Source organism: Devosia soli, assembly GCF_000970455.1.
Taxonomy (GTDB): domain Bacteria; phylum Pseudomonadota; class Alphaproteobacteria; order Rhizobiales; family Devosiaceae; genus Devosia; species Devosia soli.
The window spans coordinates 97753-111283 of sequence record NZ_LAJG01000021.1 but is presented as its reverse complement, the minus strand read 5'-3'; the positions used below and the strand labels follow the sequence as shown (position 1 = coordinate 111283).

The following is a 13531-nucleotide window of genomic DNA, read 5'->3' as shown; positions in this document are numbered from 1 at the left end:
AAAGAAATGAAATTCACTCTCGACTGGCTCCTCGAACACCTCGACACCACAGCTTCCGCCGATGAGATTGCCACGGCATTGACGACGGTCGGCCTTGAGGTCGAAGGCGTTGAATCGCAGGGCAAGGCGCTTGCAAAGTTCGTGGTCGCCCAAGTGGTGAAGGCGGAACCGCATCCCAATTCCGATCACCTCAATATCTGTAAGGTGGATGCGGGCACGGGTGAACTGATCGATGTCGTCTGCGGTGCGCCCAATGTGAAAACCGGCATGAAGTCGGTCTTTGCCTTCCCCGGCACCTATATTCCCGGCAAGGACTTTGAACTCAAGGGCGGCGTCGTCATTCGCGGCGCGCCATCTAACGGCATGCTCTGCTCGGCGGCAGAACTCCAGCTGTCCAACGATCATGACGGCATTATTTCCCTGCCCGATGATGCGCCGATCGGGGAAAAATATGTCGACTATGCCGGCATCAATGGCGTGGTTTTCGATATTTCCATCACGCCGAACCGGGGCGATGCGACCGGAGTTTATGGTGTGGCACGCGATCTGGCAGCGTTCGGCCTCGGTACGCTCAAGAAGACTGACTTCTCGCCAGTGCCGTCGGTAGGAAAGGGCCCGATTGCGCCGCTGCCGCACCAGTTTTCGGGCGATGAGCCCAAGGCCATTCGGAAATTTGCCGGCCGCTATATCGCCAACGTGAAGAACGGGCCATCGCCAGACTGGCTGCAGGCGCGGCTGCGGGCTGTGGGTCTGCGGCCCATCAACGCGATCGTCGATATCACCAACCTCGTCTCGCTCGGCTGGGGCCGGCCGCTGCATGCCTATGATGCGGATAAGGTTGAGGGCACCATGGTGCTGCGCAATGCGCGCGGCGAGGCGTTCGATGCGCTCGACAACAAGGTCTATACGCTTGACGACACCATGACGGTGATTGCCGACGACAAGGGCCCGCTTTGCCTCGGCGGCATCATGGGCGGCATTCGCTCGGGCGTCACCGAGGAGACAACCAATGTCTTCATCGAATGCGCCAGCTGGGATCCGGAACTGATCGCCCGCACCGGCCGCAAGACCGGAATAGTTTCGGATGCCCGGTATCGTCTCGAGCGTTCGGTTGATCCGGCGCTGACCGAGCCGGGCATGGAACTGGCGACGCGGCTTGTGCTGGAGCTTTGCGGCGGTGAGCCGAAGGAGCCGGCGATCTCGGGCGAGGATGTTTTTGCCAATACGGTCGTCGAATTTCCGCTGGGCGAAGTGCGCCGCCTGACGGGCCTCGATGTAGCGCCGGAAAGGATCGAAGCTATTCTGACCTCTCTTGGCTTTGTGGCTGAGGGTTCTGGCGACACGCGCACCGTGAAAGTCCCGAGCTGGCGTCCGGATGTTACCCAAAAGGCCGATCTCGTCGAAGAGGTCATGCGCATGGTGGGCGTCGACAATGTGCCGGTGGAGCCGCTGGCGCGCCTCAACCATGTGGCGCCGCGGATTCTCACGACCATCCAGAACCGCCGCCGCATTGCGCGGCGGACGCTTGCAGCGCGTGGCCTTAACGAGGCTGTGACCTGGTCGTTCATTTCCCATGATGAAGCCACGCGCTTTGGCGGGGGCACCGAAGATAGGCAACTCGCCAATGCCATTGCTTCCGATATGACCGACATGCGGCCTTCATTGCTGCCGGGCCTGCTTTCGGGCGCGCGGCGCAATGCCAACCGTGGCTTTGCCGATGTCACACTGTTCGAAGTCGGCCAGGTGTTCCTCTCCGACAAGCCCGAGGGGCAGCACACTTATGCCTCAGGCGTGCGCACCGGAACGGCCAAGATCGATGGCGCCGGGCGCCATTGGTTGGGAAAGGCCGGGGCGGTTGGCGTCTGGGATGCCAAGGCCGATCTCGCTGCGGTGCTCGATGCGCTTGGCGTCGACATCGAAAAAGTGCAGGTGCTGCCGGAAGCGGCGAGCTGGAGCCACCCGGGGCGAGGCGGGCGCATTGCGCTCGGACCAAAGGTAACGCTCGGCTGGTTCGGTGAACTGCATCCGGCGGTGGCGGCGGAACTGGATATCGATGGCCCGGTTGCGGCCTTCGAGATCGACCTCGACGCCCTGCCCGAGCCGCGCAAGAAGGCAACCAAGACCAAGCCGGCGCTCGACCTGAGTCAATTCCAGCAGGTATCCCGCGACTTTGCTTTCGTGATGGATCGCAGCGTGACCGCGGCTTCCATCCTCAAGGCAGCCAAGGGCGCGGATAAGACGCTCATCGCCGATGTCGGCATCTTCGACGTGTTCGAAGGTGTGCATGTCGGCGAGGGCAAGAAGTCGGTCGCCATCGAAGTCACGCTTCAGCCGCGCGACAAGACGCTGACCGACGAAGATATCGAGAAGGTGTCGGCGGCGATTGTTGCGGCTGTTACCAAGACGACGGGCGGCGAACTGCGGAAGTAGCAGTTCTTTCTTTACCCTCCCCCTTGTGGGGAGGGAAGCGAGATAGGGCTTAGCGCAAGCTAAGTCCGTCTATCGAGCAGGGGTGGGGGATCGAGTACAGAGCGTGTGCCTACCCCCTCCCAACCTCCCCCATCAAGGGGGAGGTGCCGGGCCGGTGGCTGATCGGCATCCCGCCCAAGGGAGAATTCCATGTCCCGCACCGACGCAATTTTGAAACGCCTGTCTGGCCTCCACCCCAAGCTGATCGATCTCAGCCTCGATCGCATGTTGCCGCTGCTCGAAAAACTCGGCAATCCACACGATCATCTGCCGCCGACCATCCATGTCGCGGGCACCAATGCCAAGGGTTCGACGATCGCCTATCTCCGCGCCTTTCTCGAAGCGGCGGGCAAGAAGGTGCATGTCTATAACTCGCCCCACCTCGTGCGCTTCAACGAGCGCATTCGGCTGGCGAGCGAACTCGTTTCCACGCGAAAGCTCAATGCGGCGCTCGAAGAGGTGGAACGGATCAATGGCGGGGCGGGGATCACCTTTTTCGAGGTGACGACGGTGACGGCGTTCAAGCTCTTCTCGGAAACGCTGGCCGATTTTCTCCTGCTCGAAACCGGCATGGGCGGCACCTATGACACGACCAATGTGGTGAAGCATCCGCTTGGCACAATCATCACGCCGGTCGATTTTGACCACCAAGGGTTTCTGGGAAGCACCATCGCCGAGATCGCGTCGAACAAGGCCGGGATTTTAAAGCGTGGCTCGAAATCGGTCATGGGCATTCAGCGCGATGAGGGCCGCAAAGTGCTGGAGCGCGCGGCGCACCGGCTCGGGATCACACCGCTCTGGCAGGGCGAGGATTTTCATGGGCTCCAGCAGGATGGGCGGCTCGTTTATACAGACGAGCAGGGCATGCTCGACCTGCCGCCGCCGGCGCTGTTAGGACCACATCAGTTCGACAATGCGGCGCTCGCTATTGCCGCGGCGCGGCATTTCGAATTGCCGGTGACGGACAAGGATTTTGCCGAGGGCCTGCGGAAAGTGACCTGGCCGGCGCGGATGCAGCCAATCCGCGATGGAAAGCTGCGCGATCTGCTGCCCGCAGGGCACGAGCTCTGGCTCGATGGCGGGCATAATCCGCATGGGGCCAAGGCGCTGGCGCGGACCATCGCCGAATTCGACCGAAGCCGGCCGGCGCCGCTGGTGTTGATCATGGGAATGATGAATACGCGCGATCCCGGCGAATTCCTTGAGGCGTTCAAGGATTTTCGGCCCCAGGTGATGGCGCTGACCATTCCGGGCGAGGCGAATGCGCATCCGGCCGAGAATATTGTTTCGCGCGCAACAGATGTAGGGTTCGACGCGCGTCCTATGCGATCAGTCGTAACGGCGCTCAAGGCAGCCGCGGAATTGCCCAAAGCGCGGGTGCTGATCTGCGGATCGCTCTATATGGCGGGTGATGTGCTGGCGAAGAACGGCACGCCGCCCAACTGATTTCTCGTCGCTCGTCACCACCGGGCTTGTCCCGGTGGTCCATACGGAGGCCAAATGGATTGCCCGGACAAGCCGGGCAATGACGATTGAATCAAGGCACGTGGGGCCAAATGCTAATAGCTAATACTTCGCCTGCTCACTACCGCAGAATGGGTCGATAGGGCTATTACCCGCGAAGGGCACCCGACCCAGAAGCGCATTCAGCACCGCTTCCTGGATGGCATCGCTTGAGCCGTAGGCGTTGATGTAAGTCGATACGCGCGGTGCGTCGTAGAGATAATAGGGAAAGCCGAGAGAAACCATGAGCGTCGGCGCTTCGTGCCAATGGCGATGCATGGCGCCGAAGACCGAGCCGGTGAGACGTTTCCAATCGAGGAAGATGCGGCTGCGGGTGAGGAGCGTTTCCTCGGCGAGGAGATAAAGCACCAGATCATAGTCGCTTGGGCGCACGGCGAGGTCGGGGGTGTGGAGCGTGATCTCAAAGCCCTCCCGCGTGAGCATATCCGGCAGGGAAAGCGAGATCGGGTGCGGGGCGAAGGGCTGGACGGCGCCGGTCGAATAGATCAGCACGCGCTTGTGCTTGGCCGGCGAGAGCGGCAGGAGGTTGGCCGTGTCTTTCACAAGCGTCGGCATGCGGGCGGTGACCTCAGCCGCCTTGGCACGCTTTTCGGGCGTCGCGACAATTGCGCGGGCCGTGTCGAGATTGGGCTTGGGCCGATCGTTGTGAAGGCCAAGGGCGGCCTTGAGCGCGAGGACGCGGGTCACGGCTTCGTCGACGCGCTCTTGGGTCAGGCGGCCATCAGCGACAGCTTTAACAAGGCGCATGAGATCGCCATTGGGGTCATCCGAGAACAAAATAACATCGCAGCCGGCGATGATGACTTCGGGCAGGGTTTCGTCGCGCGGACCCCAATCGCCGAGACCGGCCATAAGCGTTGCGTCGGAGACGATGAGGCCGTTAAAGCCGAGGCGCTCGCGGAGAAGGGTTTGGTTGAGCACGCGGCTCAGCGACGCCGGGCGAAAGGCTTCAGAGGTGGCTTCGGGATCGAGTTCGCGCACGAACGCGGGGAAAGCGATGTGTGCCGACATGACGCTAAGGACGCCGGCATTGATGGCGGCGCGATAGAGCCGGCCGAATTGTGTTTCCCATTCGGAAAGAGTGAGCGGGTTGACCGTCGTAACCAGGTGCTGGTCGCGATCGTCGTAACCTTCGCCGGGCCAGTGTTTCACTGTCGCAGCGACACCATTGCTCTGAAAAGCGGCGATCTGCGCCAGAGCATGGCGTTCGATTTTGTCGATGTCGCTGCCATAGGAGCGCGTGCCGACGATGGCGCTGCGCCAGGCTGCATTGATGTCGATAACCGGGGTAAAGCTCCAGTTGAGACCGACTGCCCGGGCCTCTTCGGCCATGATGCGCGAAATCGCCGTGGTGGCTTCGACATCGTCAACGGCGGCCAGGCCGAGCGGATTGGGCACCGAGGTGCCGAAGGGCAGGCTCATGCGGCTGCCTTCGAGATCGGCGCTGACCAGCATGGGCGCGGGACCAATAGCATCGAGCTGGCGGGCAAAGCCGATTTCGGCGGCGAGATCATCGGAATAGATGCGGGTCACGCCGCCAGGGCGGAAGCTTTTGACCGTTTCGAGCGCTTCGTCGGCCGGGCCGCGGGCGAGAAGCACAAAAAGCTGGGCCAGCTTGTCGCGCGGCGCCAGGCCATCGCGTGTCGAATGGACCCAGGCGATCGCCTCTTCGTCGAGATGGAATGGGGCGGCGGACAGGTCGATGACGGACAAGTGCAATCTCCGGAAACGGCGAATTTCATAGAGCTAGCAGAGCCTCTGTCCTGCTGCCACTCGTCAGTGACCGGATAAGGCGACCAGATTGTGGTCGCCAAACAAAAGCGCCGCCGGACGAGTGTCCAGCGGCGCTTGAAATTGATTGAAAAGCCGTCTTAGGGGGCGTGGCCTTCGAGCCACTTGGTGAGGCCTGCCTTGGGCGTGCCGGCACCGATCTTCATGTCGGCGGCTTCGCCATTCTTGAAGAGGATCATGGTGGGGATGGAGCGGACGCCATACTTGACGGTCGTCGAGGGGTTCTCGTCGACATTGAGCTTGACGATCTTCACCTTGCCGGAAAGTTCGGTGGAGAGTTCATCGAGCACGGGGGCGATCGCCCGGCAGGGCCCGCACCACTCAGCCCAGAAATCGACCAGAACCGGTTCCTGAGAATTTAGAACTTCCTCGCCAAAGGTGGCGTCGGAAACCTGCTTCGTCATTTAGTGTGCCTTTTGGGTTGAAAGCGGTGGCTTGTTTGCTCCCAAAGCTGGGGAGAGTCCAGCCTTGCAACAAGAGCGTTCACCTGAGGGTGAAATCCGACCGGGCTTTTTCGAGCAAGTCCGGCGGGAGATTCATTAATGATTCCAATTCCGTCCAGAGAATCGCGGCGCGCACGGCACGGCCGGGGAAAAGCTGATGTGCAACCAATGCATATAGCCCGAGCTGCGTAACGTACCTCTCCGGCACCGCGGCTGCCGTTGTGGGCGCCGTTGCGTCGGACTTGTAGTCGACCACCAAGACCCCTGCGTCGTCAACCACGAGCCTATCGATACGCCCCGAAAGGCGAATTGGTTCCTCTTTGCGCCGTGCATCAACAAGGAACGGCACCTCGGCCCGACTTGCCGGGCCAAAAAGATGCGCGAAATCGGGATGATCCAGAATGGACCGTGCTTTTGCGGCCAGCCGCTCCTGCTCTCGGGGGGCCTCCGGCAGCAGGATTTCGAGCGCGCGCGGAATGACATTATTCCAGAGCGTTCGGTCGACCTTGCCCAGATGCTGCAGGAGAGCGTGCAGCGCCAGGCCGGACTTTCGCGCCGTTTCCGCGTCGCGCACCTGTTCTGCGGCGGTGGCCAGCAGCGGCTCGGTACCGGCCGTTTCGCGCGCACGCGAGGGCGGGATGACGGGTGGCGGCGGGACGAACGTCAAGGGCCCTGGCTCAATCCACGGCATAGACCTGGTCGGGCTGCGTTCCGCTACCTTGACCGGCGCGGGTCTGGGGCGGATGACGGGAAAAATGCGCGCAATCACCGCGCCACCATCCTCGATCACCTCGGAATCCTCGGCCAGCGCCGTTTCTATGGCGTCATACCAGGACCCTTCGAGCTTGCCGCGCTGGGTGAGCGCTCCGGTGACATAGAGTTCGTCCTCGGCGCGCGTCATGGCGACATAGAGCTTGCGCCAATATTCCTCGAAAAGGTTGGCGTCGATCCTGTCCTTGATTTCCTGTGTCGCCGGGACATGCTGGCGCTGGTTGGAGGCGTGGATGAGGAGCGGTCCGGGTGCGTCTTCGATCACGTAGATAGGGCTGCCAATCTGCTTGCTGTCCGGCTTGCTCGCCGCATCAGCCATGATGACGATCGGTGCTTCGAGCCCCTTTGCCCCATGCACCGTCATGACGCGCACGCCGCCGCCCGCCTCGGCAAGTTCGCGCTTGATCGAGACCGAGCGCCGGCGCATCTCGGCCGCAAAGCCCTGAAGCGATGGTTGCTCGCCCTGCTCATGCGCCAAGGCCAGCTCTAAAAATTCGGAGATGACTTCGTCGACCTCGGTGCCAAGGCGCGCATGAAAGCGCTTGAGACCCTGATGGGCATAGAGCACCTGCGTCAGGAATTCGAATGGCCGTTCGAAATCGAGGCTGGCGCGCCACTGATCGAGCCGCGCGGCCGCCTCGCGCGCGATCGGAGCGCTCGAGGCAAGGAGCGCGGACCAGAGCGTCTGTCGCTCGGCGCGTGTCGTGGCGAGGAAAAAGAGATCCTCTTCTGAAAGATCGAACAACGGCGAGCGAAGAAGCGCGGCAAGCTGCAGATCGTCGCTGGGATTGAGCAACACATCGACGAGTGCCAGAAGATCGAGCACCGCGATATGTCCGGTCACTGCCAGCCTGTCGGCTCCGGGCGTCGGCACCTGACAGAGCCGCAGGGCGCGGATGATCTCCTGAAAGAGGGCACTGCGCGATTGCACGAGGATCAGGATATCGTCAGCGCTGACCGCGCGACCGCGCTGGGCCAGCGGCCTTGCGCTATCGAGCCAGGATTTGATCTCGCGGGCGATGCGCATGGCAACCTGTCGCGCGGCGCTCTGCTCGGCTTCGACCGGCTCCACAGGCCAGCCGCCACCGCTCGCCTCGGCCTTCTGCGCCTGGATAGGCGGCCAGAGTGTTACCGTGCCGCCCGGCTGGCTGCGTGCGGCAATGTGGAGCACCGGATCTGCCGCAAGAAGCGCGTGCTGGATGTCCGCGCGAGCACAGGTCTTGTCGACTGCATCGAGAATGCCCTTGAGCGTGCGGAAACTGGTGTGGAGCGGTAGCCGGGCAAAAGCCATCTCAGCCGCTTCGGCGCGTCTGGCAAAGTCATAGCCGGTTGCGCCGAACAGAGCGGGCTGGGCGCCTTGGAACGAATAGATGGATTGCTTCTGGTCGCCCACCGCAAAGACCGAGCGTGGCCGGCGGGCAGCGCCTTCTCCGACGAAGAATTCAGCCGCCAAAGCCCGCACGACGCGCCATTGCTGGTCGTTGGTATCCTGCGATTCATCGACGAGGATATGCTCGATACCGGCGTCGAGCTTGTACTGCACCCATGGTCCGATCTCGATATTGCCGAGAAGGTCGCCTAGCCGCTGGACCAGATCGTCGAAGTCGAGCAGGGCGCGCCGCCGCTTATCTTCGACATAGCGCCCGGCGATGGCAACGAGAATATCGAGTACCGCAGCGCTGCGTTCGACAAGCTGGGCGGACTTTATCGCGGCATCGAGCGTCATCAGGCGCTCCTGTTCGGCGGTCAGCAGAGCTGCAAAATGCGGATGTGACGCCTGCTCGGCCTTGGTGAGGAGGCTTGCGCGGGGCTCGCCCTTGCCGGTAAAAAAAGCGGCTAGCAGCATGTCCCTGACTGGCCGGTGCGGATCGAGCCGTGCCAGGAGGTCGACGCATTTGCGATTGCCGGTGGGATCTCCGCCGAGCGTCGAAACCAGCTGCCGCAGGATTTCGGGCGTCAGCAGTGTCCCCTGCGTCATTCGGGCCGCAAGCTCGGCGGCGCTCTCATCGCCGGCGCCGACCAACCGACGAAGGCGCAGCTTGGCGCCATCCGGATCGCTAAAAAGCGATCGAAGACGCGGGCCTTGCGAGAGGGCCGCGTTTATCGCCTCGCCGATATGATGATCGCTGAGGAGGTGGAACAGCGTTTCGACCGCGATACGATTGGCACCACCCCGCAAGCCCTCGGCCAGAACGCTTTCCCGCGCAGTAAGGATAAGCTGCGCCTGCTGTTCTTCTTCGATGACTGCGAAATCGAAGGGTACGCCCGCTTCGATCGGAAACCGATGCAACACTGCTTCACAGAAGGCATGAATGGTCTGGATGCGCAGGCCGCCTGGCGTTTCGAGAGCCCGCGCAAATAGGGTTCGCGCTCTTGAAAGGGTTTCGCTTTCCGGTGACTTGCCCAGAAGCTCGGTCAAGGCTTTGAAAAGCTTCGCATCCTCAATAACCGCCCACTCGGCGAGGCGCTGGGAAACGCGTTTGCGCATTTCTGCGGCGGCGGCCTTCGTATAGGTGAGGCAGAGGATGGATTCCGGGGGCACGCCGGACAGCAGCAGGCGCAAGACCCGCTGGGTGAGGACGAATGTCTTGCCGGAGCCGGCATTGGCTTCGACCCAGATAGACTGCAAAGGGTCGGACGCGCGGCTTTGCGCCCGGCGCGTATCCGATGGAATGGTGAGTTCGCCGCGGCCAGCGTTCATGCGTCGTCCTCCCCGCCATCGACCGAGGTCCATTCCGCTACGCGGGCCAGGTGGTCGTAGGCGCCGGCAAAGCGCTGACCGGCAAGCGGCAGCAGCCGCGCGGGCATCGGCGCATCGTGGAAAAGAAAATAGTCGATATGGGACTGCAGGCGGCGGCCGATCTCGTCAGCAGCCGCCATTAATGGCATGCCCTCGCCCGCAGCGAAGCCGAACGGCTGGAAAGCCTCGGGGCCGAGGCCGATTTTGACATAGGTGAGAGCGCTTGCAGGGGCCGGCGTAACGCCCACCATGGCGCCGGCCTGAACCATCAGCGCTTCGAGCAGAAGCTGCGGCGCCTCGAAGGCCTTCATGGAGGCGGCCGTCGGGGGGGAGCCGGTCTTGAAGTCGAGGATTTCGACTGTCCCGTCGGTCATCTCATCGATTCGGTCGGCCTGCCCGGTGATCAGAAAATCTTCGGAGAGTTTGAGCGGCATCTCCCCGCGGAGTTCCGCATGGCGCTTGACGACGCGGGGGTTGCGGTCGCGCTCGAAGGCCAGGAATTGCAGCGCGGCTGTCGAAAAGCGCCGCAACCAGATGTCGCGGCGCTCGCCGATGGCGTCGAGACCGGAGAACGCATCGGCTGCGATCGCCATAAGCTTTTCATAGGCGTCCGGGGCTTCCGGATCATGGTTTTCGATGACGAACCGCGCAAAGGCGTCGTGAATGATAGTGCCGCGCTCTCTTGCATCGGGAACGTCGCCGAGCGGATCGAAGGGCCGCAGCTTGAGGACATGGCGCGCATAAAGGTCATAAGGCGAGCGCATCAGCGTCTCGACTTCGGTGACCGAGAGTTTTCGCGGGCGCAGATGCACCGGCGGATTGGGTAGCGGCCGCGCGGCAGGCTGGACGGTTTCGACAGCATCGATGGCACGTGCGGCTGAGAGCCAGGTCTGGCCCCGATCGCGGAGAGCCTTGGCCGAATCCTCCCCGGCAAATGCGTCGAGACGCTGCACGAGGCGCGAGGGGAGGGCAGGGCTCGTGCCGACGCGGTCGGCATAGGCGATGATGACGTCCCGATTACCCATCGCCTGGGCAAAATCATGCGCTGCCAGGCCCTGAAGGCGTTCGGGCGGCTCGAGCCCGGCGGCAAGGCGCATGCCACGGCCAAGCCAAGGTCCGGGGTCGGCGGTTTCGGGCCAGATATCTTCGTTGAGGGCACCAAGGACCATCAGATCGGGCGACATCAAACGCGCCTCGATCTGCCCCCAGATGGCAATATCGCTGCGGCGATCAAGACGGTTCCGGACCTGGAAGCCGTTCATCAGGGCGGCAAGGACACTGTCGAGGCCTTTCGGCGGAAAGGCGTGGCCCTCCCCTGAAAGACCCGCCATTTGTGTCGCCCAATCCTTGAGTTCGTCGCGGCCGCGATAGGGTGCGCCATCGGCAACATTATGCACCGCTTGCGCGAGGGCCGCCGCGAGATCGGCGGCGCGGATCAACGGCATGGCGAGAAGTTGGGTCAGCGGGCTGATGGCAAGCGCGATATCGTCGAGAAATGCGCCGATCGCGGCTTCATGCTTTTCCGTCAGACGCCTGAGCGCGTGCTTTGGCGGCGCCGCGACATGCGCCTTGAGCGCTTCACGAAGACCATCAAGACCCAGTGCCGGACGCTGGCCGCGCAGAAGCGCCAGCTCGATATCGTCGGCAAGCCTTGAAACCTCAGCCCGGCTCCGGCCGAAAAGGCTGGCGCGATTGCGCAGAAGCGCGACGAGATCGACCGCTCCGCAGCCATGGGCGGCGAGCGTCAAGATCTGTCGGGCAAGGCGCCCCGCAGTCGATTGGAAAAGCGGGGCGCCCGCCGCGTCGTCGACATAGACGTCGAAGCGCGCGAGTTCGGCAGCGATGCGGCGCGCCAGGTTCCGGTCAGGCGTTATGATGCCGACGCTGCGGCCGCGGGCGAGCGCGTCCCGTGCCGCAAGGGCAATGGCGCGCCCTTCTTCGTCCTCGTGCCGCGCCGCGATCACCGACACGCCGGCAAGCGCCGCATGGGTTTCGAGCGGATCGAGACGATGCTCGGCCCAGAGCGCCGTTTCCGACGTAAGGGCTAGCGCCCTATGCAACAGCGTCGTGCGCGGATGATGGTCCCTTGCCAGTTCGATCACGTCAGCAGGGCCGGCGCCTAGCGTGCGAAGCAGTTTGGCCAAATGGTATTGCGGATGGCCATGCGGGCTCTGCGAGGGATCGAGCAATCTGGCATGAGTTTCAGGGCTCATGGCAAGGTCGAGCCCGGGCAGGACCAGGGCCCCGCGCGGCAGGCGTTCGATGGCCCGGAGAAGGCGCGCCGTGGCAGGGATCGAGCCGGTCGATCCCGCAGCGATCACCGGACGCGTCCCATAGACATGGGCAGCTGCATCGGCCTGGCGGTCGAGGCGCGCACCGCGGAGAAGCGCCGGGTCGGCGCGGCCCAGCTCCTCAAGCATTGCCGGCCAGGCGGAAAGCGCAATGTCGAGAAACGTCAGCGTCTGCTGCCAATAGGCGCCAAGCTCAGGCCCGAGTTCGCCCCCGAGCGCGCGCAGTTCGGCAGCGCCTCGTTCTTCGATCGCAAGATCGTCGAAAACATGGGCCAGTGAATCGGCCATCGAAAAGATTTCGGCGGCTGTCGGCGGGCTTGAAAAGGCTTGGCCGCCGGCCGGGCTATGGGCCCAGGCCGCAACGAGCCGGGAGAGGACGAGACGGCGCTGCAGGGCTGTTGCCGGTGGCGGTGTCGGCGGTGCGTCGAACGGCGGCAGGAACGGCTCTTCATCGCCTTCGTCGCTGCCAAAAGTGCGGATATCGGGCAGAAGCCCGGTAAATTGCGGATGGCGGGAGAAAGCGTCGGCAAGCGCCTGGCGCGCGCGCTGGGTGGGCAGGATGATGGTGACGTCACTCAGCCAGAAGACATTGTCGCGCGGCCAGGTGCCGAGAAGGCGTCCATCCATTACGGCGGCGGCAAGCGCCGGCAGGAATGGCGTGTGCGGCGCTATCGAAAAAATCGTCATCGACGCGCAAAGATGCGTTCGGCCGCAACCAGGCTGTCGGGATCCCCAACGTGAAACCAGGGCGCATCAAGCACCACGCCCTTGAGCGTCTCGCGCTCGAGCGCTGCCTCGAGCAGGGGATAAAGGGAAAACGGTCCATCCGGCGTATCGGCGAAGATGGCCGGGCTCACCAGCGTTACACCCGCAAAGATGATCGGCGCCCCGTAGTCGCGCGTCACGATGCCGTTGGGCGCAAGGCAAAAGTCATGGCTGCGGCCAAACCCCGTGGCGCGATGCGGCTGTACGCAGAGCATCACGATGTCTTCGGGTCCGGCATAGCGCGCGCTCATGCGCTTGAGCGGTTCGTCACTGCCGGCTGGCCAAAAGGCATCCGTATTCATGACGAAGAACGGGTCGGAATGCAGCATCGGCAGGGCGCGCTTCACCCCTCCGCCCGTGCCCAGAAGCTCGTCCTCGCGGCTCACCTTCAGAAGGCCACCGAAATGGGCAAGGATCTGATCGGCCCGATAATGCGCATTGGCGACGAAGCGCTTGGCGCCTTCTGCACGCGCATTGCCGATGATGCGCTCGATCAGCGGCACTCCGGCGACCGGCACGAGCGGCTTTGGGATGGTGTCGGTCAAAGGACGAAGACGCGTACCGAGCCCGGCAGCAAGCAGCATCACGTCAGGGAATCGGTCGGCAGTATCCATGCCGGGATAGAACCGGCAGGCGCGGGGATTGTCCAGAGTTTCACAATTTTCCGCCACCCTCGGGCTTGACCAGAGGGCGCTTCACTCAAGGACGAAACCCTCGGGACAAGCCCGAGAGTGGAG

7 protein-coding genes are annotated in these 13531 nt (G+C 63.1%); 2 read left to right on the top strand and 5 right to left on the bottom strand.

The window, feature by feature from the left end:
* Nucleotides 1-6: 6 nt before the first annotated feature.
* The gene (pheT, locus tag VW35_RS09520; RefSeq protein WP_046142817.1) at nt 7-2430 is read left to right on the top strand and encodes a phenylalanine--tRNA ligase subunit beta; all 2424 of its coding nucleotides are present in this window, start codon (nt 7-9) and stop codon (nt 2428-2430) included.
* Nucleotides 2431-2619: 189 nt separating this feature from the next.
* On the top strand, nt 2620-3915 hold the full coding sequence (locus VW35_RS09515) for a bifunctional folylpolyglutamate synthase/dihydrofolate synthase (RefSeq protein ID WP_046142816.1): 1296 nt from the start codon (nt 2620-2622) through the stop codon (nt 3913-3915).
* Between the two features lie 120 nt (nt 3916-4035).
* Here VW35_RS09515 and VW35_RS09510 read toward each other — a convergent pair whose 3' ends face one another.
* The 5 genes from VW35_RS09510 to VW35_RS09490 form a co-directional block, all read right to left on the bottom strand.
* Nucleotides 4036-5706 carry a glycoside hydrolase family 3 protein gene (locus VW35_RS09510; RefSeq protein WP_046142815.1) on the bottom strand — a complete coding sequence of 557 codons (1671 nt, stop codon included), beginning with the start codon at nt 5704-5706 and terminating at the stop codon, nt 4036-4038.
* Between the two features lie 158 nt (nt 5707-5864).
* Nucleotides 5865-6188, bottom strand: coding sequence for a thioredoxin (gene trxA, locus VW35_RS09505; RefSeq protein WP_046142814.1), 324 nt, complete (start codon nt 6186-6188; stop codon nt 5865-5867).
* 79 nt (nt 6189-6267) lie between these two features.
* On the bottom strand, nt 6268-9699 hold the full coding sequence (addA, locus tag VW35_RS09500; protein ID WP_046142813.1) for a double-strand break repair helicase AddA: 3432 nt from the start codon (nt 9697-9699) through the stop codon (nt 6268-6270).
* Nucleotides 9696-12716, bottom strand: a complete 3021-nt coding sequence (gene addB / locus VW35_RS09495; RefSeq protein WP_046142812.1) for a double-strand break repair protein AddB — start codon at nt 12714-12716, stop codon at nt 9696-9698. The genes addA and addB overlap by 4 nt, the downstream gene beginning before the upstream one ends.
* Nucleotides 12713-13408, bottom strand: coding sequence for a nucleotidyltransferase family protein (locus tag VW35_RS09490; RefSeq protein WP_046142811.1), 696 nt, complete (start codon nt 13406-13408; stop codon nt 12713-12715). The genes addB and VW35_RS09490 overlap by 4 nt, the downstream gene beginning before the upstream one ends.
* Nucleotides 13409-13531: the final 123 nt, after the last annotated feature.

Excerpts from the sequence above, each read along its gene's own strand:
- trxA (WP_046142814.1), bottom strand. The coding sequence starts at position 6,188 with ATGACGAAGCAGGTTTCCGACGCCACCTTTGGCGAGGAAGTTCTAAAT.
- pheT (WP_046142817.1), top strand. The coding sequence starts at position 7 with ATGAAATTCACTCTCGACTGGCTCCTCGAACACCTCGACACCACAGCT.
- addA (WP_046142813.1), bottom strand. The coding sequence starts at position 9,699 with ATGAACGCTGGCCGCGGCGAACTCACCATTCCATCGGATACGCGCCGG.
- VW35_RS09515 (WP_046142816.1), top strand. The coding sequence starts at position 2,620 with ATGTCCCGCACCGACGCAATTTTGAAACGCCTGTCTGGCCTCCACCCC.
- addB (WP_046142812.1), bottom strand. The coding sequence starts at position 12,716 with ATGACGATTTTTTCGATAGCGCCGCACACGCCATTCCTGCCGGCGCTT.
- VW35_RS09490 (WP_046142811.1), bottom strand. The coding sequence starts at position 13,408 with ATGGATACTGCCGACCGATTCCCTGACGTGATGCTGCTTGCTGCCGGG.